Source organism: Jatrophihabitans sp. (assembly GCF_036000465.1).
Lineage (GTDB): Bacteria > Actinomycetota > Actinomycetes > Mycobacteriales > Jatrophihabitantaceae > Jatrophihabitans.
The window spans coordinates 133,646-157,404 of record NZ_DASYFV010000037.1; the positions used below are offsets into that span (position 1 = coordinate 133,646).

Sequence of the window (23,759 nt, forward strand, 5' to 3'; positions counted from 1 at the left end):
TCAGCGGCCGCCGCTGATCCGCCGGTCGCGTTGCTCGCGGCCCAGCCGGCCGTACGGGTACTGGCCGACGCCCGGGTCGCTCGCCTCGTCGAGCCGCTGCATCTCCTCCGGATCGAGCACGAGATCGGCCGCGCCGAGGTTGTCGGCGAGCTGCTCGGTGGTCCGCGCCCCGAGGATCACCGACGTGACCGCCGGACGCTGCTGGGTCCAGGCCAGCGCCACCTGGGCCATCGAGCAGCCCCGCTCCCGCGCGATCGTCTGCACGGTGTCGACGACGTCCCACGTGCGCTCGTCCGCGCCGCGGAGGTCGTAGGCCTCGACGCCGCGTTCGGGGTTCTCCCCCAGCCGGGTCGCGCCGGTCGGTCGGGCATCGCGTTGGTACTTGCCGGTCAGCCAGCCGCCGCCGAGCGGCGACCACGGCAGCAGGCCGAGCCCGTTCGCCGCGCAGGCCGGCACGATCTCCCACTCGATCTCGCGGGCGAGCAGGTTGTACTGCGGCTGCAGCGTCACCGGCGTGACCTGGTGGCGGTGCAACCCCACGTCGACGGTCTTCTGGAGCTGCCAGCCGGTGAAGTTGGACAGCCCGAAGTAGCGGATCTTGCCGGCGCTGACGGCGTCGTCCATGAACCGCACCGTCTCCTCGACCGGGGTGTACGGATCCCAGGCGTGCACCTGGTATAGGTCGATCGTCTCGACGCCCAGGCGCCGCAGCGACGCGTCCAGCGCAAGGGACAGGTGACGGCGGGACAGCCCCGCGCTGTTGGGCTCGTCCGTCGTCGGGAACCGGGCCTTCGTCGCGAGCACGACCCGATCGCGCACCGCCGGGTCGGCCGAGGCGAGCCAGCGCCCGATGATGGCCTCGGACTCGGTGCCGGCGTAGACGTCGGCCGTGTCGACCAGGGTGCCGCCCGCGTCGACGAACCGGTCGAGTTGCTCGTGGCTGCCGGCCTCGTCGGTCTCGGCCCCGAAGGTCATGGTGCCCAGGGCGAGGGTCGAGACGGCGCACCCGCTGGCGCCGAGGGTCCGGTAGCGCATGGCTGGCCTTCCGATTGACGTTCGGTTGACAACGACTCCTCGAGTCCTACCCAGCTGTCCTGCCCCGTAGCCCCCACCGACCCCGGTGACGGTGTGGTGACCGAATCAACCGGCCTGGACCTCGGCGGGCGGCCCCGTCGAGCGCGCTGCCTTCCGCACCTACTGAACGCTAGAGACGCCCGGCCCGCACCGAGTCGGCCAGCAGTTCGTAGGTGCGGCGGATGGCGGGCGATGCATTACGCAGGTGCAGGCGGTCGGCGACCGAGGTCGACGTCACCTCCCACAGCACGCGGTGGTGCATGTAGCCGACGTCGACGACGTCGATGTCGATCGACGCGCCGTCGGGCACCAGCAGCAGTTCGATCTCGAGGGCGAGGGCGATGTCCTCCGCGTCGAACGCGTCGAGGTCGCCGCTGAGCACGAGCGTCACGTGTCCGTCGTCGTGTTCGTGCCCCAGCCGCCACGTCGGCGTGACCTCGCCGACCGAGGCCGGGTGCCGTCGGGTCACGGCGGCGAGGCGGTCCTCGGGCACGCGGCTCCGGTCGAACCAGCACACCCCGACGACCGGACGCTGCGCCTGCCACCGGTCGGTGCGCTGCTCCCACTCCAGCCAGCGACCGAAGTCGACGTCGGTGCCGGTGAGCACCGCCGAGTTGTCGGCCACGACGCGGATCCCGCCGTAGCCGTCGGACAGCGCCTGATCCAGCACCGCGTCCCACTGGCGCAGCAGTCCGGCGCCGTCGCTCTCGCCGAAAGCCGCGTAGGCGGTGGCGTTGTCGACGACGCGCAACCGGCCGCTGGTGATCTCGCGGTCGAAGGCGCGGTACGGATCCCAGTCGGTCTCGGCCGTGTCGAGGCAGAGCACCAGCGCGTCGTCGGTCGCGGCGGCGGCGAACGCCTGCGTCGCGGTGCGCGCCAGCTCGGCACTTCCGCGGCCGACGGCGGCGACATGGTCGTGGACCCGGGAGGCGGAGATCCCGTCGACAATCGGGCCATAAGTACGCATACCTGGATCTTATGCCGGGGCGGCAGCGAACGTCGGCCGTTGGCGTGGAATCACCCGTTCTCGGCGCGGTGCAGTCCCGAAGCTGCGAGCGGCGGCAGCCGTCCCCGGCAGGTGGTCGGCTCCGGGTAGCCCGGCCCCGATCCGGGGTACCGCCTCGTCGTGGGCCTGATCATGGACAGCACCGTGCGACGCTTCGACCTCGCCGCATGACCCCACCCCGCACCCGGGTCTCACGTATCGACGAGATGCTGAGCCGTGCCCGCGAGGGGTGGGTCCGCATGACGCCGATCGAGGCCTGGCGGGCGGTCGCTCAGGGGGCCCTGCTGGTCGACACGCGAACCCCGTCGCAACGCCACGCCCAGGGCGAGCTGCCCGGGGCGCTCGTCATCGATCGCACCGTCCTGGAATGGCGGCTGGACCCGTCCAGCGAGGTGCGCATCCCCGAGGCCCGGCCTGACGTGCGGGTCGTCGTCGCCTGCCGGCAGGGGTACAGCTCGTCGCTCGCCGTCCGCGATCTGCGTGCGCTGGGGATCGATGCGACCGACATCATCGGCGGCGTCGAAGCCTGGTCGGCGGCGGGTCTGCCGACGCATCACGACCCGGCTGACGAACGGCCGTAGGCGGGAGGATGCCGGCGGCGAGCCAGTGCCTCGCGCCGGCCGCTCGGGTCCTAGCGGCCCGCGGTGACCTGCGCCGTCGACGGGCTGCTGATCAGGCCTGGGATCTTCTGATTGATCTCTCGCGTCTGCTGCAGCGTTTCCCGGGCGACAGCGAGGAGCTGCTCCTGGACCGCCTTGGACTGGCGCAGGGTGGCCAACGTGGTGACGGCGACGTCGAGCGCGGCCTGCCCGGTGCGCAGGGTCTGCGCGGCCAGAGTGAGCGTGCTGCGAGCGAGCGTGACGGCGGCCTGCACCTGACGTCGGATGCTCTCGACCGTGCCGGGCAGTTCTTTCAGGGGGCCCAGCGCCGCCACGATCTGTCGAACCGTGGTCAGGGTGGCCGTGGTCTCGCGGAGCAGGTCGTCCGTGTGCCGGGCGGTGACCTCGGCGACGCGTTCGGAGTCATGCGCGATCGTGAGGCCCTGCTGCTGGATGACCAGGGACTGCTCGGCGATCCGGAGCTGGGCCGTGGCCTCGGCCAGGGTTCGGCGACCCGTGGCCAGCGTCAGGTAGATCCCGTTGCGCGACGAATGCAGATCGGTACGGACGTGCGCGATGTCGTTCCGTGCGCCCCGGGCCGGACCGAAGATCAGGGCGGCGATCGCGCAGGCGAGCAGCACCACGATCACCGCCGACGCGATCAGGTTGCGGCGCTTCGGACGCATCGCGCGAGCCATTGCGAATCTCTCTCGCGCAGGCAGCCGCGCTGCGGCCGTTTCCACGCGTGGCACCGCATCGAGGCGTGCCGGGCAGTGGAGCAGGCGGCCGGGTTTGGACCTGCACTACTCAGACCTTGCCAGACTGCCCGGCAACGTCGCGCAGCTAACCGGGCGGGCCGGGCCGGGTCAGGTGCGCAGGCCGAACCCGTAGGCGTAGAGCGGGTCGTAGTTCGGGTCGCCGACGTTGATCGGCTCCTGCGCGACGGTGCGCGGCCAGGTGACCGGCAGTGTGCCGGTGTAGTGAGCGGTCCCGAACAGGTCGTCGGCCACGCCCTCACCCTCGCTGCCCGGCAGCCACGCCGCCACGAGCGCGTCGGTCTCCTTCAACTGCTTCGGGTCGATCTGCAGCGGACGGCCCGACACCACCACGACGATGCACTTGGCCGCAGCGGCGCAGACGCGGTCGACGGCGGACTTGTCCGCGCTCGAGAGCTGCATGTCCTTCACCGGGCGCGGCACGTTGTGGTCGCCGGGGTCGTAGGCCCATTGCGGGCCGTTGACGTCGCCGAAACCCTCGGAGTACGGCGTCTCGCCGACCACGACGACGCCGGTCGCGCCGTGTGGCACGGGCGCCGACGCGGTCGCGCTGTATGTGACCCTCGCGTGCCCGGCGTGCTGGCGGATGCCCTGCAGGATCGTCGTCCCGGGGATGACGTTGGTCGATCCGCCCTGCCAGGTGAGCGTCCAGCCGCCGGACTGGTTGCCGATGTTGTCGGCGTTGCTGCCCGCGACGTAGATCGTGCCGCCGTTGCGCCGGATCGGCAGCGCGTGCTTCCGGTTGCGCAGCAGCACCTGCGATTCCTGCACCGCCCGGCGGGCGATCGCCCGGTGCGCGGCGTCGCCGACCTCGGGCAGTTGCGTGCGGTCGGTGTACGGGTGCTCGAACAGCCCGAGCTCGAACTTCTTGGTGAGGATGCGGCTCACGGCGTCGTCGATCCGGGCCATCGACACCTGGCCGGTGTTGACGGCGTCGGTGAGGGCGGCCTCGAAGTCGGCGAAGTTGGACGGCTGCATGAACATGTCGATGCCGGCGTTCACGCCCAGCACGACGCGCTGCTCGAAGGTCGTGCCGGCCCCGGGCTGGATGTGGTCGATGCCGTTGTAGTCGGAGATGACGAAGCCGTCGAAGCCCTCCTTGCCCTTGAGCCAGCCGGTGATCAGGTCCCGGTTGCCGTGCATGTTCGTGCGGGTGGTGTCACCGGTGAACTGCACGTCGGAGTACGACGGCATGACCGAGCCGACGTGGTGCTGCTGCACGGCCGGCACGTAGGGCGCCAGCGCGAGCCGGTCGAACGTCGCGCGATCGACCTGGTCGACACCCTGATCGATCGGGTAGTTGCCGGTGGTCTGGTCGTTCGAGCCGGTGCCGTAGGTGGTCAGCCCGTCGCCGGCGAAGTGCTTCGCCGTGGCGAGCACCCGGTCGTTGTCCTTGAGCTGTCCGGGACGGCCCTGCAGCCCGTCGATCGCCGTCTCCATCTGCTCGACGAGCGCGGGCGTCTCCCCGAAGGACTCGTACGTGCGGCCCCACCGGTCGTCGCGCGCGACGCAGATGCACGGTGCGAACGCCCACTGCGGGCCGGTCGAGCGGGTCTCGGAGGCGGCCACGTGCTCGGCCGCGGCCACGAGCGCCGGGTCGCGGGTGGCGCCGAGTCCGATGTTGTGGGGGAAGACGGTGGCGCCGTACATGTTGCCGTCGCCGTGCACGGTGTCGATGCCGTAGAGGATCGGGATGTGCAGGCGCGATGCCAGCGCGGCGCGCTGATAGCGGTCGACCATGTCGGCCCAGGCGGTCGGCGTGTTCGGCGTCGGGACGGATCCGCCGCCGGACAGCACACTGCCCAGGTTGTCGCTCGCGATGATCGACGGGTCGCTGTCGATGGACGCGCGCTCGGCCTGCGTCATCTGCCCGACCTTCTCGGCGAGCGTCATGCGCCCGAGCAGGTCGGCGACGCGTTGCGGGACGGGCCGGGCGGCGTCCTCGTAAGCGGGGGTGTCGGCCTGGGCAGGCGCGGCCACGGCCACGGCCACGAGCGGCGACGCCAGCAGGACGCCGGCAACGGCGGCGCGGGCCGCGGATCGGATGGTGATCGTGATCACGAACTGCCTCCTCGATCGGCGAGCCGTCGGCGCGGTCTTCTCGACGCACAACGGCCAGAAGTCGTTTCTACCCCTAGATGTCCGGATTTGTCATCAGTCCGAACGAAATGGACATCCGCTCCCCCGCCCCTCACCCGCACACCTCCGCAATGTCTACCGAAACAGTAGAGATAGGCGGCACAGCCTGGAATACCTGCCGCTGGAGGGCACTTCCCCCGCAGGTAGATTCGCCGGGCCGACGTCGTGACGGCCCGAACGCCCAGGGAGAAACGCCCATGTCCGCTATGCCCCGAATCGTCCCGACCGCGCTCGGCGCCGTCCTCCTGCTCTCCGCCTGTGCCGCGCAGAGCACCGGTTCGTCCTCCACCAGCAGCTCCGGCAGCGCCTCGGTGTCCGCGTCCGGCCCGGCCGCCGCGTCGGCGTCGGCCGCACCGACCTGCACGCCCGCCACGCTGAAGACGCATTCGGCGGGCACCCTCACCGTCGCGACCGACAGCCCGGCCTACGAGCCCTGGTTCGTCGACAACAAGCCGGCGAACGGGAAGGGATTCGAATCGGCGGTGGCCTTCGCGGTCGGCAAGCAGCTCGGATACACCCCGGCGCAGGTGAAGTGGACCCACGCGTCCTTCAACAGCGTCATCGCCCCGACGCCGAAGGCTTACGACTTCGACATCAACGAGGTGTCGATCACGCCGGCGCGGGCCAAGGCGGTCGACTTCTCGAGCGGCTACTACGACGTCGCGCAGTCGGTGATCACGCTCGACAAGAGCAGGATCGCCGGAGCCACCACCGTCGCCGGGCTGCAGAACGCGAAGCTCGGGGCCCAGCAGGGCACCACGAGCTTCGACGCGATCAAGAACGTCATCAAGCCGCACCGTGCGGCGTCGGAGTACCCGACCAACGATCTTGCCGTGCAGGCGCTGAAGAACGGTCAGATCGACGGCCTGGTCGTCGACCTGCCGACCGGGCTGTACCTGACCTCGGCCGAGCTCACCGGCGCGAAGATCGTGGGACAGCTGCCGGTGACCGGCACGCCGGAGCAGTTCGGCCTGGTGCTGGGCAAGGGCAGCCCCCTCACCGGGTGCCTGACCAAGGCGGTCGACGCCCTGCGCGCCGACGGCACGTTGACGGCGCTGCAGCAGAAGTGGCTCACCACGAGCGCCGGCGCACCCGAGCTGAAGTAGTGCCGCTGATGGAGGCGTGGTCGCCGTCGGCGCGCCAGCACGAGCGCGACGCGTTCCGGCGCCGTCGCACGCGCCGCTCGGCGCTGATCGCGACGGCCAGCACGGTCGTCTTCTTCGTCGCGGCCGCGCTGGTCGTCCGGTCGACCCCGGGCTGGCCGCGGGTGCGGGACAGCTTCTTCGACTTCCACCGCGGCTGGCAGATCCTGCCCGGGCTGCTGCGGGCGCTGTGGATCAACGTGCAGATCATGCTGATCAGCGAGGTGCTGATCCTCCTGTTCGCGCTGATCATCGCGTGGTTGCGCACGCTGCAGGGGCCGGCGTTCTTCCCCATCCGCTTCCTCGCGACCGCCTACGTCGACATCTTCCGCGGGCTGCCGCTGCTGCTGGTGCTCTACGTGATCGGCTACGGCCTGCCCGGCCTGCGCCTCACCGGCGCACCGAACAGCCCGTTCGTGCTCGGCATCATCGCCCTGGTGCTGACCTACACCGCCTACGTGGCCGAGGTCTTCCGCGCCGGCATCGAGTCGGTGCACCCGAGCCAGCGCGCCGCCGCCCGCTCGCTCGGGCTGACCCACGGCCAGTCGATGCGCTTCGTCGTCTTCCCGCAGGCGGTGCGACGCGTGCTGCCGCCGCTGCTCAACGATTTCGTGAGCCTGCAGAAGGACACCTCGCTGGTGTCGATCCTCGGCGTCATCGACATCGTCCTCACCGCGCAGAACGACACGGCTCAGGACTTCAAGTTCGTGCCCTACGTGATGGCCGGGCTCGTCTTCGTGGTGCTCACCATCCCGCTCGCCCGCTTCACCGACTGGGTCGGACGCCGCCAGGGCTGGCGCGGCGCCGTGGGGAGCGTCGTGTGAGCGCGCCGCTGCTGTCGGTCCGCGGCCTGCGCAAGGCGTACGGGAAGTCGGTCGTGCTGAACGATCTCGATCTCGACGTCGCCGAGCACACCTGCACCGTGCTCATCGGCTCGTCCGGTTCGGGCAAGTCGACGTTGCTGCGCTGCCTGAACCTGCTCGAGGTCGTCGACGACGGTGTCATCGAGCTCGACGGCGTCGACATCACCGACCCGCGGGTCGAGGTGAACCGGATCCGGGCCAAGGTCGGCATCGTGTTCCAGGCCTTCAACCTGTTCCCGCACCTGAGCGTCCTCGACAACGTCGCACTGGCTCCGCGCCGCGTGCACGGCGTGGCCCGCAGGCAGGCCGAGGACGACGCCCGCGCGATGCTCGATCGGGTCGGGCTCGCCGCGAAGGCCGGCGCCCGGCCGGACGAACTCTCCGGCGGCCAGCAGCAGCGGGTGGCCATCGCGCGGGCGCTGGTGAACCGTCCCCGGCTGATGCTCTTCGACGAGGTCACCAGCGCCCTCGACCCCGAACTGGTGGCCGAGGTGCTCACCCTGATCGGCGAGCTGAAGAACGAGGGCATGACGATGGTCGTGGCCACCCACGAGATGGGCTTCGCCAGGAAGATCGCCGAACAGGTGTGCTTCCTCGACGGCGGGCGCGTGCTCGAGAGCGGCACCGCCGAGCAGGTCTTCGGGGCGCCGAGGGCCGAGCGCACCCGGCAGTTCCTCGGCCGCATCGAGGAGGCCGGCCGGCTCTGATGCGGGCTCAGCCGGTGTCGGCGGCCAGGCCGGCGCTCGCGATCCCGGCCACCGCGGCGGCCTCGTCGTTGTCGGAGTTGTCGCCGGAGATGCCGACAGCACCGAGCAGCGCGCCGCTGACGTCCCGGACGAGGACGCCGCCCGGCACCGGGACGAGCTTGCCGCCGATGGCCGCGGTGGCGGCCGCGACGAAGTACGGCTGCTGCTCGGCGCGGGCCATGATCGCCCGCGAACCCAGACCGAGGGCGAGCGCACCGTAGGCCTTGCCGAGCGCGATGTCGAACCGCCCGATGGACGAGCCATCCTCGCGCTCGACCGCGACGATCTGCCCGCCGGTGTCGAGCACGACGACGGTGAGAGGCTTGAACCCGCTGTCGGACCCGTGGGCCCGGGCCCCGGCGATGATCGTGCGGGCGGTCGCGAGATCGAGACTCATGATCGGTTCCCTTCCTTGAGCGCGCGGCGGTGCGCGTGCAGGATCGGCTCGGTGTAACCGCTGGGCTGCGCGAGCCCGTCGAAGATGAGCGCTCGAGCGGCGCGGAACGCGGGGCCGTCGCAGCCCGGCGCCATCGGCGTGTACGCCGGGTCGTCCGCGTTCTGCCGGTCGACGACCTCGGCCATGCGGCGCAGCGCGGCGTCGACCTGCTCGTCGGTGACGACCCCGTGCAACAACCAGTTCGCGACGTGCTGGGAGGAGATGCGGCAGGTGGCGCGATCCTCCATCAGCGGCGTGCCGTGGATGTCGGGCACCTTCGAGCAGCCGATCCCCTGGTCGACCCAGCGGACGACGTAGCCGAGCACGCCCTGCAGGTTGTTGTCGATCTCGGCGGCGATGTCCTCCTCCGACAGGGTGTCGGGGCGACCGAGCGGGATGGTCAGCAGGTCGGTCAGCGACGCGGGCGCGCGCGACGCGAGCTCGCGCTGCCGCTCGGCGACGTCGACCTGGTGGTAGTGCAGCGCGTGCAGGGTCGCTGCCGTCGGTGACGGCACCCAGGCGCAACTCGCCCCGGCGGTCGGGTGGTTGATCTTCTGCTCGAGCATCTCGGCCAGGTTGTCCGGCGCGGCCCACATGCCCTTGCCGATCTGGGCCCGGCCCCGGAAGCCGCAGGCGAGGCCGACGTCGACGTTGTTGTCCTCGTAGGCCTTGATCCAGGCCTCGTCGCGCATCGCGTTCTTGCGCACCATCGCGCCGACCCGCATCGAGGTGTGGATCTCGTCGCCGGTGCGGTCGAGGAAACCGGTGTTGATGAAGGCGACGCGGTCGCGCGCGGCGTGCACGCACGCACGCAGGTTCGCCGAGGTTCGTCGCTCCTCGTCCATGATCCCGATCTTCATGGTGCGCGCCGGCAGGCCGAGGATCTCCTCCACGCGCTCGAACACCGCGCAGGCGAATGCTACTTCGTCCGGCCCGTGCATCTTCGGCTTGACCGCGTAGACCGAGCCGGTGCGCGAGTTCCGCAGCCCGGACTCCGCGCGCACGTCGTGGACGCTGCCGAGCCCGCAGAGCAGCGCGTCGAGCAGGCCCTCGGGCACCTCGGCGCCGTCGGCGTCGACGATCGCGTCGGTCGTCATGAGCAGGCCGACCTGGCGGACGAACAGCAGCGAGCGCCCGGGCCGGGTGATCTCGTCACCGCCGGCCGTGCGGTAGACGCGGTCGGGGGCGAGCGAGCGCGTGAAGGTGCGGCCGCCCTTGGTGACCTCCTCGCTCAACCGGCCCTGCATGAGCAGCAGCCAGTTCCGATACCCGAGCACCTTGTCCTCGGCATCGACGGCGGCCACGGAATCCTCGAGATCCATGATCGTGCTCACCGCGGCCTCGACGATCACGTCGCGAACACCGGCCTTGTCGGTCGCGCCGACCGGATCGGAGCGGTCGATGGCTATCTCGAGGTGCAGACCGTGGTGCACGAGCAGGATCGCGTCGGGATCGGTCGGCTCGCCCGCGTACCCGACGAAGGCCGACGGATCGGCGAGCCGCAGGTCGTCGGCCCGCAGGCCGTTCTCGTCGACCCGGTAGGAGGAGACGTCGGCGTGCGAGCCGCCGGCCAGCGGCACGTGCTCGTCGAGCAGCGCGCGGGCCCGGGCGATCACGACCTCGCCGCGCACCGGGTTGTACGACGTGCCCCGCTCGCGGCCGTCGTCCTCGTCGATGACGTCGGCGCCGTACAGCGCGTCGTAGAGGGAACCCCATCGCGCGTTGGCGGCATTGACGGCGAAGCGGGCGTTGAGCAGCGGGACCACCAGCTGGGGGCCGGCCTGCACCGCGATCTCGGGGTCGACGTCGGCGGTCGTGATCTCGAAGGGTTCCGGCTCGGCGACCAGGTAGCCGAGCGAGCGCAGGAACCCGACGTAGTCGTCGCCGGTGTGGTCGTGGCGATCGATCGCCGCCTGCAGCTCGTCGCGGCGGGCCAGCAGTTCGCGGTTGCGCGGCGTGAAGTCGCGGAACAGCGCCTCCGCGCCGGCCCAGAACTGCTCCGGCGACACTCCCGAACCGGGCAACGCCTCGTCGGTGACGAAGCGGTGCAGCACACCGGCGACGCCGAGGCTTCCGACCTGGATGCGGTCCGACATCGATTGCTACCCCATTCCATGATATGGAATATTGATTTCAATCAACGCTAGAGAGGGCGGTGTGCGGTGTCAAACCTCGACCGCGCCGCCGAGCCGGCCGGCGTGCAGTCGGTGCTGCGGGCCCTCGACGTGCTCGAAACCCTGGCCGATCGACCGGGCGGCTCGACCGTGGCCGACATCTCGAGCAGTACCCGGCTCCCCATGGCCACGACGCATCGCCTGCTGCGCACGCTGGTCGACCGCGGGTACGCGCTGCAGCTCGCCGACCGCCGGTACGCCCTCGGCCTGCGCCTGGTGACGCTCGGCTCAGCCGCGAACGTGCTCCTCGGCAGCGGCGTCGAGGCCGTGCTGCGCGATCTGGTCGACGAGCTCGGCGAGACCGCGAACGTCGCCCTGTTCACCGGGTACCAGGCCGAGTACGTGGCCCAGGTGCCGTCGCGTCACTCGATGCGGATGTTCACCGAACTCGGCCGTCGCGTCGACCTGCACTGCACCGGGGTCGGCAAGGCGATGCTGGCCCGGCTCAGCGCCGACGACGTCGCCGCGGTCGTGCGCCGTCGCGGGCTGCCGCGACTCACCGAGCACACCATCGGGACGCCCGAGGAGCTGCGGGCCGAGCTCGCCCGCATCACGTCGCGCGGCTTCGCCGTCGACGACGAGGAGCAGGAACTCGGCGTGCGCTGCGTCGCCGTCGCGATCGAGGTTGCGAACCTGCCCTGGCTGGCCGTCTCGGTGTCGGGCCCGACGGCGCGCATGACCGACGCCGTCATCGAGCGCGCAGCGGCGCTGCTGCAGGGCGCCGCGACCCGACTGGCCGCGGAACTCGACGGCACGCGGTGATCCGCCGTCCGGTCAGAGGTCCCGTGGGTGCGCGTCAGGAGCAGCGGGTGTCGGTGTCGAGGGCGGCGAGCCCGACCCGGGCGCTGACGAGCAGCCGGCCCGGATGACTCGTCTCGATGCGCAGCCAGTGCCCGGGACCGGCGAGCACGCAGCCCCGACCTCGGGTGACCGACCACATGCTGTTGGTCCTGATCCGCACCGTTGCCGTGCCGGCGCGGGTGAAGTCGAGTTCGAACGAGGCGGCACCGAGGTTTCGCAGGGTGGCCGGACCGGTGACCATCGGGCTGGGTGAGCGCACGCGCCAGACCTGCCAGTTCGCGTCGTGCCAGGCGGGTCGGAGGTAGGTCGGGGGGTCTCGCAAGAGGGCTTGCTCGGCCCGCCCGCCGAAGTCGATCGGAGCGGTCGGCAACGCGACCATCGACACCGCGTTGTCGTCGAGCCACTGGCGGTAGCCCGTCGCGGTGAGGGGTCGGTAGAGGACCGCGTTGACGCTCATGTCGGTCTGCCGTTCCCAGCCGCGAGCGATCGGGAAGGCGCTCGCCACGTACATCGCCTCCCAGTGCTCCCGCGTGAAAACGACCTCGAGCCGTCCGGTGGTCGGGTTCTGGCCGCGGAGGTAGGTGAGCAGCCCGCGGTAGTAGGGCCGGGCCTGCGACGGGTCACCCGCGCCCCGCCCGACCGAGGTCAGGGCCGGCCACGACGACCACACCGCGGCCAGGACGACGAGCGCGACGGCAACCACGGGCCGCCGGAGCCGGCCCCGCACCTGCGGCCAGGTGTGCCAGATCAGCGGCAGGGCGACGAGTTGGCCGAGACGGACGAGATTGCCTCCGAGCGGGTTCGGCACCAGGAACACGACGATCGCGACGGCGGCGTAGACGAGGCCGAACCGTCGCAGCGCCCGCATCGACCTCGACGGGACCACGATGCACAGCCCCGCGAACAGCAGGGTCCACAGGAGGCCGAGGAACGTGTACGGGAACGGGCCGCCCCCGCCGCCGAGCAACGACGAGACGGTGATGCCGGCCAGGGCGGCCGCCAGCGGGTACGCCCGTCGCCGCCCCCACCCGGCGGCGACCACCGGGATCGCCAGCAGGACGAAGGCACCGGCCAGCGGGCTGCCCAGCGAACTCAGGCCGGCGAGGCAGGCGGCGGCGAGCCGGCGGTCCGACCGCACCAAGGCGATCGCCCACACCCCGGCGGCGACGCCGAGGAGGTAGGGCACCTGCCCGATCAGCAGGTCCGCTCCGAGCACCAGGCACACCGATGCGTGGTAGCCGGCCCGGCGCCGCGGCGAGCCCGCAGGGGCCAGGCGGAACGCGCCGAGGGCGGCCACCACGGCCGCGAGCAGCCCGGTGAGCGCGGCGCCGAGGACGCCGCCCACGACCGGGTAGATGACCGAGTAGCCCGGCAGGGCCTGCCCGGAGTACCACTGGTTCGTCCAGGCGGTCAGCCCGTTGTGGGCCGCCGACCAGGCCCGGAACTCCTGGGCCGGCCAGTCGGGACCCCATCGGGCCGAGGTGGCGATGGCCACGCCGGCGAGCCCGGCGGCCAGGGCGGCGGCCGGGCCGCCGATGCGCCGTCGGAGCACCGACTCCGACGACGTCACAGGGCCCCCGCGCTGCGCAGCCGCCGGGCCGCGACGATGCCGACCAGGGCCGGGATCCAGAACGTGATGACGCGAAAGATCATGACCTCTTCGAAAGCCTGTCCGGCCGGTATGTCGGCGGCGACGAGCACGCCGATCAACGCGGTCTCGGTCGCCCCCAACCCGGCCGGGATCGGAATGGAGTTGCTGGCCGCGGCGCCGACCATGAACCCGATCACCAGGCCACCCACCGACGCGTCCGGCCGGGGACCGGGAAGGGCCGACGTCGTCAACGCGAAGGCGACGGCCAGGATCACGGTGGTGCCGGCCGAGGCGGCGAGCAGGGTCGACAACGCTGCCGGTCGTCGGGCCAACCGGCCGACCGGCTCCAGGAACCGTCCGACGTGCCGGGCGGGTCGCCCGTGGCGGCGGCGCCGGATCAGCACGCCGATCGTGGCCGCGAGCAGACCGGCGGCCACCCAGACGAACGGCGCCTGCGACGTCCGCAGCAGGGCATCGACGCGGCGGAAAAGGGACCGGACCTCCCCCGGGCCGCCGCCGAGGCCGACGAAGCGGCCGCCGAGCGCGAGCGCGGCGAACGCGAGCAGGTCGGCCACGCCCCCGAGCACCGTGAGAGCCGCGACCGCGCCGATCGCCGTCGCCGTGGCGAGCCCGGCCCGCTTCACGAGGTAGCGGGCGATGACCGCCGAACCGCCCAGGCCGGCCGGTGTCAGACGGTTGGCCGTCGAGGCCGACAGCTGGACGAGGATGGTCTCCCGCAGCGGCGTGCTGACGCCGGCCGCGGCCCGCGCCGCCACCGCCGCAGCTAGATAGTGCAGCGCCGCCAGCCCGACGACCATCGCGAGGACGGGCCAGGCCAGCCGGCCCAGCAACCGAACGGCCCCGGACAGCGCCGACACGACGTCCACCCGCGCGTCGCTGTCGGCGGTCACGCTGCTGATCACGAACCCGGTCGAGACGATCGCCGCGGCACCGACCGTGACTAGGAACGGGCGTCGCCGCGCCACCCCGGCGGCGTGGCGACCCATCGCCGCGACCCGAACGGCCGGCGCCGGCCGTGCCCGGTCCTGCGTGTGATGCATAGCCCGACCGACCAATCGCTTCCATCCGCCGGGGTTGCTCACCGCCAGCGCGCGGCACCCGGCCCGCGCTCCCACGCTGAGTCACCTGACGCTAGATCGCTGGTGACCGCCCGACAACGCCGATCCGGAGGAACAGAGCAGATTCAGACCGAAGCATCAGCGCATCATCAGCGAACCGACGCGCACGACGTCCGGCTTGCTGAGAGCCGGCACCGGTCTCCGGGATGGGTCGTGGTGGCGGTCGCTAGCCTCCGCCCAGGAGCAAGTCGGATCAGGGGCGGGGCGGACAACGCGTGATCGAGGCAGTCGGCCTGACGAAGGTCTACGGGGACAAGAAGGCGGTCGACGATCTGACGTTCGACGTCCGGCCGGGGGTGGTCACCGGTTTCCTGGGGCCGAACGGGGCGGGAAAGTCGACGACCATGCGACTGCTGCTCGGCCTCGACCGTCCCGACGCCGGCTCGGCGCTCATCAACGGACGCCGCTACGCCGACTACCCGGCACCGCTGCGTGAGGTCGGGGCGCTGCTCGAGGCCCGGGCGGTGCACACCGGTCGCTCGGCCCGCAACCACCTGCTGGCCATGGCCGCCACGCACGGGATCCCGCGGTCCCGCGTCGACGAGGTGCTTCGGCTCGTCGGCCTCGACGGCGTGGGCCGCAAGCGGGCAGGTGGCTTCTCGCTGGGCATGGGTCAGCGGCTCGGTATCGCGTCCGCGCTGCTCGGGGACCCGGGCACCCTGCTCCTCGACGAGCCGGTCAACGGTCTCGACCCGGAGGGGATCCTGTGGGTGCGCACGCTGCTCAAGCAGCTCGCGGCCGAGGGACGTACGGTGCTCGTCTCGTCGCACCTGATGAGCGAGATGGCGCTGACCGCCACCGAGTTGCTGGTCGTGGGGCGGGGTCGGCTCATCGCCTCGGGCACCGTCGACGAGCTCGTGCACCGCGCGTCGTCCGACGCGGTGGTGGTGCGGACCCATGAGGACGACCGCCTCGCCGCCCTGCTCGCGGGCGAGGGCCGGACGGTGCAGCGAACCGGCACCGAGACCCTGACCGTGAGCGGCATGGACAGCGAGTCGATCGGGGTGATCGCGGCCCGCGAATCGATCCCCCTGATCGAACTGACCCCGCAGCAGGCGACCCTGGAGGAGGCGTTCATGGAGATCACCCGTGACTCGGTCGAGTTCCACGGCAGTCTCGGCGCCGACGTGGCACCGGCCGTCTCCGGACCGCTCGCATGAGCGCCGTCATGACCCGTGAGGTCGATCCCGGCGCCGGCCACGTCACCCTGCCCCGGGTCATCCGCTCGGAGTGGATCAAGTTCCGCACGCTGCGCTCGTCGATGTGGAGCCTGCTGGTCGCGGTCGTGATCATCGTCGGGCTCGGCACCCTGTTCAGCGCGCTGCGGGCCCATCGCTTCAACCAGCCCGGTCCGGACGGTGGCCCGCGCCTCGCCGATTTCGACCCGACGACCATCAGCCTGCGCGGCGTCTTCCTGGCCCAGCTCGCCATCGGGGTGCTCGGCGTGCTCGTGGTCACCGGCGAGTACAGCACCGGCATGATCCGCTCGTCGCTGGCGGCCGTGCCGCGGCGGCTGCCCGTCCTCGTCGCCAAGGCCCTGGTGTTCGCGCTGGCGACGCTGATCGTGAGCGAACTCGCAGTCCTTCTCGCGTTTCTGCTCGGCCAGCAGGCGCTGACGAGCACGCACCTGCAAGCGAGCCTCAGCACGCCCGGGGCGTCCCGGGCCGTCGTCGGAGCCGGCCTCTACCTCACCCTGATGGGACTGCTCGCCGTCGGGCTGGGCACGCTGCTGCGAAACACCGCCGCCGGAATCGCCACGTTCGTCGCCGTCGTGCTGGTGCTGCCCCTGATCGCGAACGCGCTGCCCGACCCTTACGCCACCGACGTCGGCAAGTACCTGCCCCTCAACGCCGGCACCCAGATCATGTCCGTCGCCCACCCGGATCCGACCCTGCTCGGCCCGTGGGCCGGCCTCGGCGTCACCGCGCTCTACGCGGCCGTCGCGCTCGTCGCCGGTTCCGTCGTCCTCAAGCGCCGCGACGCCTGAGACCGGAGCACCCGTCAGGGCGTCGCGAGGTAGCGCTGCAGGGCGTCGAGCCGCTCGTCCCAGTCGTGGGTGAGTGCGGCGAGGAACTGCTGGGCGACGTGCACGGGTGCGGATCGCAGCCGGTAGCGCACTCGCCGGCGCTCGCCGGGCTCGGCCGTGACCAGGCCGGCATCGGTCATGAGCGCGAGGTGCTTGGCGATGGCCTGGCGGGTGATCGGCAGACTGGCGGCAAGACCGGTCACGGTGGACGGCCCGCCGGTGGCCAGGGCGCTCAAGATCGTGCGGCGGGTCGGGTCGGCGAGAGCCACGAAGACCTGCTCGGCTACGGCCTCGATGTCAGGCTCCATCGACGTATTCCACCAGCTCGGCCAGCTCTCGCGACCAGCCGTCCCGGTGCGAGTCGTAGGTCTCGCGCCGGGTGTCGACCGGAAGCTGGGCGAAGCCGGTCTCGACGACCCGGAGCAGCGTGCCGTCCCCGTGCGGCTCCAGCGTGAACTCGACATAGGTGCGGCGGGGGTCGTCCTCGGGGAGGTCGGGCAGCCGCCAGGTGTAGGCGAACACCACGGGTTCCTCCACGCGCTCGATGCGCAGGTCGACCGTCATGCCGCCGCCGAAGGTCAGCGTCGCCGCACCGCCGGGTCGCAGGTCGATGCTCGCCCGCTCGCCGAACCACGCGCTCAGCCCCTCGGCCGTGGTGACCGCCTGCCACACCTCACGCGGAGCACGGGTCAGGCTGACCGTGCGCTCGATGCGGTCGGGAAACGCCATGACTTCCTCCTGGTGTTGAGCGACTCTGCATGCCGGCGAACGATCGTCGACGCCGGACCGTCCCAGGGACCGGGATCAGCGGCTCTGCTCGGCGGCGCGGCGGGCGAGGTCCCGCGGGCTGCGGTTCGGGGCACCCGGACCACCCTCGGCCAGCTCGCGGAGGCTGGTGCCGATGAAATGATCCCAGCTGCGGCTGCACATCTCCTTGCACTCGAGCTCGTCGTTCAGGCCCCGGTGCTCGAAGTCGAGCTCGCAGGAGCCGCCGTCGAGCGCCGTGATGGTGAACGTCGGCTGCGTTCCGACCCAGTCCGGCATGAAACTGCACTCGACCACGGTCCAGCGGACGATCCTCGGGCGGGTCGCCTCGTCGACGCGGACGAGCAGGGGCGGCTGATCCGCCACCATCGGGAACCGTAGCTCGCCACCGGTCAGGCCCGATCCCGTGACCGGGCTCCACCATGCGGCGAGGGCCTCGACGCTGGTGACCCGGTCGAACACGACATCGGCCGGGGCGTTCACCCGGACGGTCGTGAGGTAGTCGGTGCTCGTGCTGGACATGTCGTCTCCTTCGACTGATGATCTGATGCAACCTGATGGTTGCCAAACCATATGGCAACCATCAGGTTGCGTCAACCTGAACTGCCACTCGCCCTCGCTGCACCACGCAATGGATCATGGGATCGGACGGGTGGCAGGTCATCGTCCGAGGAGCAGACCCTTGATCGCTTCGGCAGTCGCCACGGCTCGACCCGATCGTTCGACACGGCGCGGACCCGTGCGATCGATCGCGACGACGGCCGCCGTGCTCGTCCTCACCTTGGTTGCCGTCGGCTGCTCGAGCGCCGGCTCGCGAAGATCCGAGGTACCCCCGACACCGGCGCCGATCAGGCCTACCGGACCGAAGACGAGCGTGCCGGCGGCGGCGGTGCGATCGGTGCACGTGGGCGGCTTCCTCGACGGCATCGCCTACAGCAACGGCACGATGTGGATCAGCGATCTCGACGGCAATCGGGTGATCCGCCTTGCCGCCGAGGACGCTCGCCGTCGCCCGGACATCGCGGTACCCGAAGGACCACTCACCGTCGTGGCGACGGAACGGTCGGTGTGGGTTGCCAGCTACAACGGTTCGGTCGTCACCCGATTCACGTCGGCGAACGGGGCACGGGACGCCACCATTCCGACCCCGGGGCCGCGGCCCTGCGGCCTGGTGGTGGCGGCAGGACGCCTCTGGGTGCTCGATCAGAGCGACGGAAGCGCCGGTACCGCAGACGTCGCCGGCGCAGCCTTGACCCGCTTCGACCAACCGGCGCGGGCCGGATTCGCCAGCGGGGGCTTCGGGGCGATCTGGGTCCCCGATTTCAGCGGTTCCTCCCGGACGGTCTCCCGTATCGATCTTGCGTCTCGCGCCGTCCGTCGGATCGCCGTCGGCAATCAGCCGATCATGGCCCTGGCCGGCGGGGACAGCGTGTGGGTGTCCAACACCGTCGACGCGACGGTCACCCGGATCGCCCCGCGGACCGGAGCCGTTCGCGCCACCATCCGGGTCCCCGGTGGTCAGACGGGCGGGCTGGCCTTCGCGCGCGGTGTGCTCTGGGTGGCCTCGTACGGCGGGGCGTCGGTCGCGGCGATCGACCCACGCTCAGGCGCCGTCCTGGGCACGGTCGCCGTGCCCGGACCGGCCGAGAACATCGCCGCGGACCCGGCCGGGAACCTGTGGGTGACCCAGGCCGACGGCACCGTCACCGAACTCCGCCCTCGCGTCGGCTCGCGCCGATGATCGGCCGGCCGTCGGAATTCAGTGGGCGGGGACTCGCGGTCGTCGACCTCTACGGCGCTCGTGGCACCGCCGCGCGGCGGTGGGCCGTGCTCGTCGAGTTACCGGTCGGCGCGCTGACGGGTGTCGTCCTCGGGGTGTTCCTGCTCGGTCAGGGCGGTGCGACCGGGTGGATCGGCGGGTCCTGGGTGCTCGGCGTCGGCCTCAACTATCTGTCGCTGAGCGTGCACGCGCTGCAGGTGCGTCGGCCCGAGCGGCTCGAAGCCGAGATCCGGCTTCTCGACGACCTCGACGCGGCGAGGCGCTATTACAGCGTCGCGCAGGTGCGTCTGCTGATTCCGGGCTGGCTGCTGTTCGTGGACCTCGCCCACCGACGCCCCTGGACCTAGGCATCGATCCGGGCGAGGACGCCGCGGAGCGACGTCACGCTGCGCGGGTTCCACGACTGCAGAACCCGTCCTTGCTCCCCCGACTGGACTCGAACCAGTAACCCTTCGAGTTGATCTTGGTATGTCGCGCCGTATCGAATAGTGACGCAGAATCCCTACTACATAAGGAACTCAGCGATCCTCGTGTCGCTGTTGAGCGGCTCGTATCGACCCGTGACGCGCCATAAAAGATGACTAAAAGATGACTCACAAGAGGCGACGCACTCTCAGAGATGACCGCAGAATTCGATCGATGGGCCTACGTGGCCAACCTGACCAGTCGAGCCTGTCCAACGCCCTCGTCGAGTCGGTCATCACCAAGATCCGCCTACTCACCCGGCTCGCATTCGAGTTCAGATCCGCGACCGCACTCATCGCTCTCGCACTACTCAGCCCGGAGGCCACCGACCCGTCCTACCCGCCCGACTCGACCCACAGATCAGTCAGTAGAGCCAGAAATGTGGACCGACCAGGACCGCTGAATCTTGACAGATCAGCGCCGCGGCGGCGGCCCTCCTGCAAGCGGACAGCGGACAAGCGGGCGAGCGGGCGAGCACAGATCTCGCCGCTGACATGTCGCTCGCAACCGTCGATCTCGCGCACGTCGCCGGCACGGGCCCGTGGTGCAGATCGGTCGCTAGGTGTGCGGCTGAAGTCGCATCAATTCAATCAACAGCAAGATGCGAACGTGTCCGCTTCGCGCAGGAGTCGGCGTCCGAGGTGATCCTTCCGGATTGAGTGCCGCGGTGGAACGATGACCGGCATGTCCAGCACGATTCGGGCCAGCGGTGCCGGAAGCCCGCCACCGTGAGCTGGCGCGTGCGGTCGCGGACTCGTCGGCAGGAGCCACCTGCGCCGGCGGAGTTTCCGACGTCACCGGAGCTGGTCGCGGTGCAGTCTGCGGCTCTGCCGACCGGCGATCCGGTCGACGATGCTCGGGCCGCGGTGCGCACCCGTCAGGTACGGCTGGGTCTCACAGTTCTGGTGACTGAGTGCGCGAAAGAGGAAGGCTTCGGAGAGCGTCCGGTGTCGGCCGCGGTATTGCTCCGCCGTGGTCCGGACGGCGCGATTGCGACCGACTCGTGTTCAGTCGCCCACACGGTCACCGGCACCAACGCTGCGTTGGACGAGTGGTTGAGGGCACGGCTCGCCCAGGCCGGTTCGACGGCCATCGTGCTTGGCCGGGCCCACACGGGGACCGGGCAGATCGGGCGGTTCGAGTCCGTCGGGATCGTCTTCGCGGAGTTCGAGGACTCCGGCGGCCGGTTCTTCGCCGGGGCGATGCAGTATCGAGTCGGCGACGGCGGTGTCGAGTGGGGCGTGTTCCGCGAGCAGAGCGGCACGGACCGCCGGCCGCGGGTGTGGCCTCAGCAGCCGCAGGTGCCCTGGCCGGCGGCGGACGCGCCGCTGCGGGCCGAGGTCGAGCGGGCAGATGCGCTCATCGAGCGGTATTTGCGCACCGGCGCCTCGCTGTTCGACCTCGACGCGGCGATCGACACGTGCGCGCAACTGCGCCGCCGGTACGTGTGCTCGCCGGACTCGCCGTCGGCATCGATCGTGCTTACGGTGCAGGCGCGCGGCATGCTGGCGCGCTACCAGCGCATCGGTGATCCCACCGACGTCGCGGCGGTGCTCGACCACCTGCGTTCTGTCGTGGACGACGCGGGCTGCCCGGCCGACTGGCGCTCCGCGGCGGTGGCGACCTTGATCAGCGCCCTCAACGCCGAGTATCACCGAGCAGCGGTTGCGGAGGTGCTCGACGAGGCGGTGCAGATCGGCGAGCACCGGCTCGCGGAGCTGGGGGGCGACACCTTGGCCGATCCGGATGTCGCGATCGCGCTCGGGCGCGCACTGCTCGACCGGCACGTCCGCTACGGACTGGCCGATGACGTGTTGCGCGTCCAGGACCTCATTGGAGGGCTGACGAAGGTCAGCTGGACGGATGTGCCCTGGTCACCCGGAGCGTTCGACCTACTCGGCGTCGCAGCGGGGCGCAAGGTCGGGACGCTCCCGGATGGTGGCCTGCGGATGGCGCGCATCGCGTTCGCCCAGGTGGTGCAACGCCAGGACCAGGGCTACGAATCCTTCCGCTACCTGGCCGCCTACGCCGGCGAACTGGTCGCGGCATACCGGCGTGACGGCGAGGCCGAGGTGCTGCGCGAGGCGCTCGGACTGCTCGCGGATGGGCTGGATGTCGATCAGCCGGAGTTGACTCCGCGGCTGTCGTGGAGCTCGCCGTACCGCCGCACCCTGACCGAAGTCTGGGCGGAAGCGCTACGCGCGGCGCGCGACGCGGAGCCGGAGCTGGCCGCGCAGTTCGACCCCGGTGCTCACCGACTCGTGCGAGCGCTCGAAGAGCTCGTCGAGTTCGCGCCCGCCGACTCTCCTACCCGCGCGAGCGCGCTGCTCGGCCTAGGCAGCGAACGGGCGTTTCGCGAGGACTGGCCCGGCTACCGCGACGCGATGATCGCCGCCAGCGCGGCATGGGACGCGTCGTTCGCGACGTCGGCAATCGTCGGCCGACTCGGCATGGCCGATCTCGGACTGACGGTGTGCCGCCGCACCGTCGACGCGTACTGGCTCAACGCCAACCACAGCGACGACGCGGAGGTCGGCGAGCGCGATCGCTGGGCCGGTGTTGCGGCCGGCGAGGCGGCGAAGTCCAGGATCTACACCGAATCGATCAGCCGGGCCGACCTCCCCGCTCCCCCGCAGATATCGGACGAGCTCATCGGCCGGGAGCAGGAACTCGTCCGGCGGCTGACCGCCATCGACAACCACGACCTCGCGGCCGAGGCGGGTCTGGACCGGGTACGAGCGCGCGCTGACGCGAAGCTCCGGACCGACCTGCACATCGAGCTGACCGAGGTATGGACGGCGATCGCGGAGCTCGGGCCGGAGGCCGCCCGATACGTCGCATCTCGACGCGGCGAGCCGCTGGACGGCCCGAGCCTGCGCGAGCTGGTCGCCGGCCTCGGGCCGCGGACCGCGTGCCTGACGATGCTCGAGGACGACGACGCCGTGGAGTTCGCTCTCATTGACTCCGTCGAGCTGGAGCCGCGACTGATTCGGGTCACCGACCGCGACTTCGTTCGCACGAGCGCGAGCCGGATGTGGCGCGAGCTGGCCGTGAGCCGTGGGCGGGACCGCGGCCACACCTGGCTGGAGCACTGGCCGGACATCCTCGAGCTGATCGCACGCTTCACCGCGGACGTCGACCGGCTCATCGTCAGCCCCCACGGCGCCGGGTTCGCGCTGCCGTGGGCCGCGCTGGCGCGTGAGCTCGACATCCGGACCGGACGCGAAGTCGCGGTCGTCACCGAGCCGACGTTGGCTGCACTGCGAGTGCAGGCCCGGACCGATGGTGTGGGTCCCAGCCTTGTCATTGGCGATCCGCTCGGGGATCTTCCGCACGCGGCCGGCGAGGCGGACGCGGTTGCGGCCCTCCTCGGCGTCGCGCCCCTGGTCGGAGCTGCGGCTTCTGTCACCGCCGTCGAAGCCACGGCACCGGTCGCGCGGATCGTCCACGTCGCAGCGCACGCTGCGTTCGACGAGAGCGATCCGTTGCGGTCGGCCGTGCGGTTGGCCGACGGTGAGTGGACCGCGCGTGCGATCCTGCAGTCCCGGCTGCGGGCCGAGCTGGTGGTCCTGTCGGCGTGCGAGTCCGGCCGGGCGCAACCGCTGCGCGGCAGTGAGGTCGCCGGGCTCGGGATGGCGCTGCTACAGGCCGGTGCGCGACGGGTGATCACCACGTTGTGGCCGGTCGACGACGAGGCGAGCGCGGTCTTCATGGCCGCGCTGTACGAGGCGCTGTCGTCGGGCGCTGACTGCATCGACGCGATGCGGAGCGCCGCCGACGGGCTGCGAGCCGACGCGCGATTCCGGCACCCGTACTTCTGGGCCGGCTACACATTGATGGGCGATCCGGCGGGTGGCCTGCTACTCGCGCCGGCTCTTCGGGAGGAGGAAGCGGTCCTATGCTGATGCCGGAACAGACGGTGGACCAGGCTTGGTGGGCCGCGCCGCTGCGCCTCGATGAAGGCACGGTACGCCGCGCGCCCGGCGCCGACCTCAGTGCCGCCCGCGACCTGCCCGAAGTTCGGATCGAGCCGCACCGGACCTTCGCGCTCGACGAGATCGACGGCGCGCCGGCACCTCCGCTCGACTCGACAGAGCGTTACTTCGTCCTCCGCTTCGACTTCTCGCTGCGGCCGAAACCGAGAGTGCGCATCGAGTGGGCTCGGTTGCGGGTGGAGTTGGTGAGCGACGCCGCGGGCCGCCACGCCCGGGCCGAGGACCTTCATCCGCGTCTGGTG

The 23,759-nt window shown here is 71.1% G+C and carries 22 protein-coding genes and 1 pseudogene; 12 read left to right on the forward strand and 11 right to left on the reverse strand.

Annotation, left to right across the window (positions count from 1 at the left end; translation table 11 throughout):
• Together VGN18_RS12790 and VGN18_RS12795 are read right to left on the reverse strand one after the other, a co-directional pair.
• On the reverse strand, positions 1–1,035 hold the full coding sequence (locus VGN18_RS12790; RefSeq protein ID WP_327540080.1) for an aldo/keto reductase: 1,035 nt from the start codon (positions 1,033–1,035) through the stop codon (positions 1–3).
• A gap of 169 nt (positions 1,036–1,204) precedes the next feature.
• A complete protein-coding gene (locus tag VGN18_RS12795) occupies positions 1,205–2,041 on the reverse strand; it encodes an MEDS domain-containing protein (protein WP_327540081.1) in 837 nt (278 codons plus the stop codon).
• A 206-nt stretch (positions 2,042–2,247) separates the two neighbouring features.
• Between VGN18_RS12795 and VGN18_RS12800 the strand changes: the two genes are divergently transcribed.
• Entirely contained in the window at positions 2,248–2,661 is a 414-nt protein-coding gene (locus tag VGN18_RS12800) for a rhodanese-like domain-containing protein (RefSeq protein ID WP_327540082.1), read from the forward strand.
• 50 nt (positions 2,662–2,711) lie between these two features.
• Here the strand turns inward: VGN18_RS12800 and VGN18_RS12805 are convergent, their stop codons facing one another.
• A complete protein-coding gene (locus VGN18_RS12805; protein ID WP_327540083.1) occupies positions 2,712–3,323 on the reverse strand; it encodes a hypothetical protein in 612 nt (203 codons plus the stop codon).
• 222 nt (positions 3,324–3,545) lie between these two features.
• A complete protein-coding gene (locus tag VGN18_RS12810; protein ID WP_327540084.1) occupies positions 3,546–5,516 on the reverse strand; it encodes a glycoside hydrolase family 3 protein in 1,971 nt (656 codons plus the stop codon).
• 275 nt (positions 5,517–5,791) lie between these two features.
• Here VGN18_RS12810 and VGN18_RS12815 point away from each other — a divergent pair, with 275 nt between their 5' ends.
• From VGN18_RS12815 to VGN18_RS12825, 3 genes are read left to right on the forward strand one after another with little or no spacing between them, the layout of a single operon-like run.
• Positions 5,792–6,700 carry an ABC transporter substrate-binding protein gene (locus VGN18_RS12815; RefSeq protein ID WP_414655050.1) on the forward strand — a complete coding sequence of 303 codons (909 nt, stop codon included), beginning with the start codon at positions 5,792–5,794 and terminating at the stop codon, positions 6,698–6,700.
• A gap of 8 nt (positions 6,701–6,708) precedes the next feature.
• Positions 6,709–7,560, forward strand: coding sequence for an amino acid ABC transporter permease (locus VGN18_RS12820; RefSeq protein ID WP_327540086.1), 852 nt, complete (start codon positions 6,709–6,711; stop codon positions 7,558–7,560).
• The gene (locus VGN18_RS12825; RefSeq protein WP_327540087.1) at positions 7,557–8,306 is read left to right on the forward strand and encodes an amino acid ABC transporter ATP-binding protein; all 750 of its coding nucleotides are present in this window, start codon (positions 7,557–7,559) and stop codon (positions 8,304–8,306) included. Before VGN18_RS12820 ends, VGN18_RS12825 begins: the two co-directional genes overlap by 4 nt.
• A gap of 7 nt (positions 8,307–8,313) precedes the next feature.
• On the opposite strand, the gene VGN18_RS12830 is transcribed toward VGN18_RS12825, so the two are convergent.
• Both VGN18_RS12830 and VGN18_RS12835 read right to left on the reverse strand, forming a co-directional pair.
• Positions 8,314–8,742, reverse strand: coding sequence for a GlcG/HbpS family heme-binding protein (locus tag VGN18_RS12830; protein ID WP_327540088.1), 429 nt, complete (start codon positions 8,740–8,742; stop codon positions 8,314–8,316).
• Positions 8,739–10,877, reverse strand: coding sequence for a malate synthase G (locus tag VGN18_RS12835; protein WP_327540089.1), 2,139 nt, complete (start codon positions 10,875–10,877; stop codon positions 8,739–8,741). Before VGN18_RS12835 ends, VGN18_RS12830 begins: the two co-directional genes overlap by 4 nt.
• Positions 10,878–10,943: 66 nt before the next feature.
• Between VGN18_RS12835 and VGN18_RS12840 the strand changes: the two genes are divergently transcribed.
• The gene (locus VGN18_RS12840) at positions 10,944–11,717 is read left to right on the forward strand and encodes an IclR family transcriptional regulator (protein WP_327540090.1); all 774 of its coding nucleotides are present in this window, start codon (positions 10,944–10,946) and stop codon (positions 11,715–11,717) included.
• Between the two features lie 34 nt (positions 11,718–11,751).
• On the opposite strand, the gene VGN18_RS12845 is transcribed toward VGN18_RS12840, so the two are convergent.
• Together VGN18_RS12845 and VGN18_RS12850 are read right to left on the reverse strand one after the other, a co-directional pair.
• The gene (locus VGN18_RS12845; RefSeq protein ID WP_327540091.1) at positions 11,752–13,326 is read right to left on the reverse strand and encodes a hypothetical protein; all 1,575 of its coding nucleotides are present in this window, start codon (positions 13,324–13,326) and stop codon (positions 11,752–11,754) included.
• Positions 13,323–14,354 (reverse strand): lysylphosphatidylglycerol synthase transmembrane domain-containing protein, encoded by a 1,032-nt coding sequence (locus VGN18_RS12850; RefSeq protein ID WP_327540092.1) that lies wholly within the window; start codon positions 14,352–14,354, stop codon positions 13,323–13,325. The genes VGN18_RS12845 and VGN18_RS12850 overlap by 4 nt, the downstream gene beginning before the upstream one ends.
• Positions 14,355–14,701: 347 nt before the next feature.
• On the opposite strand from VGN18_RS12850, the gene VGN18_RS12855 reads away from it, so the two are divergent.
• Complete coding sequence (locus VGN18_RS12855; protein WP_327540093.1) at positions 14,702–15,646, forward strand: ABC transporter ATP-binding protein; 945 nt, start codon at positions 14,702–14,704, stop codon at positions 15,644–15,646.
• 8 nt (positions 15,647–15,654) lie between these two features.
• Positions 15,655–16,473, forward strand: coding sequence for a hypothetical protein (locus tag VGN18_RS12860; RefSeq protein WP_327540094.1), 819 nt, complete (start codon positions 15,655–15,657; stop codon positions 16,471–16,473).
• 14 nt (positions 16,474–16,487) lie between these two features.
• Here VGN18_RS12860 and VGN18_RS12865 read toward each other — a convergent pair whose 3' ends face one another.
• The 3 genes from VGN18_RS12865 to VGN18_RS12875 all read right to left on the reverse strand — a co-directional run bounded on the left by VGN18_RS12865 (position 16,488) and on the right by VGN18_RS12875 (position 17,799).
• Complete coding sequence (locus tag VGN18_RS12865) at positions 16,488–16,820, reverse strand: metalloregulator ArsR/SmtB family transcription factor (RefSeq protein WP_327540095.1); 333 nt, start codon at positions 16,818–16,820, stop codon at positions 16,488–16,490.
• A complete protein-coding gene (locus tag VGN18_RS12870) occupies positions 16,810–17,241 on the reverse strand; it encodes an SRPBCC domain-containing protein (RefSeq protein ID WP_327540096.1) in 432 nt (143 codons plus the stop codon). The genes VGN18_RS12865 and VGN18_RS12870 overlap by 11 nt, the downstream gene beginning before the upstream one ends.
• Positions 17,242–17,316: 75 nt before the next feature.
• Positions 17,317–17,799 carry an SRPBCC domain-containing protein gene (locus tag VGN18_RS12875; RefSeq protein WP_327540097.1) on the reverse strand — a complete coding sequence of 161 codons (483 nt, stop codon included), beginning with the start codon at positions 17,797–17,799 and terminating at the stop codon, positions 17,317–17,319.
• Positions 17,800–18,181: 382 nt separating this feature from the next.
• Here VGN18_RS12875 and VGN18_RS12880 point away from each other — a divergent pair, with 382 nt between their 5' ends.
• The 5 genes and pseudogenes from VGN18_RS12880 to VGN18_RS12900 all read left to right on the forward strand — a co-directional run.
• On the forward strand, positions 18,182–19,018 hold the full coding sequence (locus VGN18_RS12880) for a hypothetical protein (protein ID WP_327540098.1): 837 nt from the start codon (positions 18,182–18,184) through the stop codon (positions 19,016–19,018).
• Positions 19,015–19,404 (forward strand): hypothetical protein, encoded by a 390-nt coding sequence (locus VGN18_RS12885; RefSeq protein ID WP_327540099.1) that lies wholly within the window; start codon positions 19,015–19,017, stop codon positions 19,402–19,404. The genes VGN18_RS12880 and VGN18_RS12885 overlap by 4 nt, the downstream gene beginning before the upstream one ends.
• 316 nt (positions 19,405–19,720) lie before the next feature.
• A pseudogene (locus tag VGN18_RS12890) lies at positions 19,721–19,893 on the forward strand (ISL3 family transposase); the annotation flags it as partial.
• 441 nt (positions 19,894–20,334) lie between these two features.
• Complete coding sequence (locus VGN18_RS12895; protein WP_327540100.1) at positions 20,335–23,427, forward strand: CHAT domain-containing protein; 3,093 nt, start codon at positions 20,335–20,337, stop codon at positions 23,425–23,427.
• A partial coding sequence (locus VGN18_RS12900) for a hypothetical protein (protein WP_327540101.1) occupies positions 23,421–23,759 on the forward strand: 339 nt, incomplete at its 3' end. The genes VGN18_RS12895 and VGN18_RS12900, both read left to right, overlap by 7 nt.

Bases quoted from the DNA above. Each gene is read 5' to 3' on its own strand.
- VGN18_RS12820 (WP_327540086.1), top strand. From the start codon at position 6,709: ATGGAGGCGTGGTCGCCGTCGGCGCGCCAGCACGAGCGCGACGCGTTC.
- VGN18_RS12865 (WP_327540095.1), bottom strand. From the start codon at position 16,820: ATGGAGCCTGACATCGAGGCCGTAGCCGAGCAGGTCTTCGTGGCTCTC.
- VGN18_RS12815 (WP_414655050.1), top strand. From the start codon at position 5,792: ATGTCCGCTATGCCCCGAATCGTCCCGACCGCGCTCGGCGCCGTCCTC.
- VGN18_RS12885 (WP_327540099.1), top strand. From the start codon at position 19,015: ATGATCGGCCGGCCGTCGGAATTCAGTGGGCGGGGACTCGCGGTCGTC.
- VGN18_RS12790 (WP_327540080.1), bottom strand. From the start codon at position 1,035: ATGCGCTACCGGACCCTCGGCGCCAGCGGGTGCGCCGTCTCGACCCTC.
- VGN18_RS12860 (WP_327540094.1), top strand. From the start codon at position 15,655: ATGACCCGTGAGGTCGATCCCGGCGCCGGCCACGTCACCCTGCCCCGG.
- VGN18_RS12800 (WP_327540082.1), top strand. From the start codon at position 2,248: ATGACCCCACCCCGCACCCGGGTCTCACGTATCGACGAGATGCTGAGC.
- VGN18_RS12850 (WP_327540092.1), bottom strand. From the start codon at position 14,354: ATGGGTCGCCACGCCGCCGGGGTGGCGCGGCGACGCCCGTTCCTAGTC.
- VGN18_RS12875 (WP_327540097.1), bottom strand. From the start codon at position 17,799: ATGTCCAGCACGAGCACCGACTACCTCACGACCGTCCGGGTGAACGCC.
- VGN18_RS12830 (WP_327540088.1), bottom strand. From the start codon at position 8,742: ATGAGTCTCGATCTCGCGACCGCCCGCACGATCATCGCCGGGGCCCGG.
- VGN18_RS12795 (WP_327540081.1), bottom strand. From the start codon at position 2,041: ATGCGTACTTATGGCCCGATTGTCGACGGGATCTCCGCCTCCCGGGTC.
- VGN18_RS12835 (WP_327540089.1), bottom strand. From the start codon at position 10,877: ATGTCGGACCGCATCCAGGTCGGAAGCCTCGGCGTCGCCGGTGTGCTG.
- VGN18_RS12870 (WP_327540096.1), bottom strand. From the start codon at position 17,241: ATGGCGTTTCCCGACCGCATCGAGCGCACGGTCAGCCTGACCCGTGCT.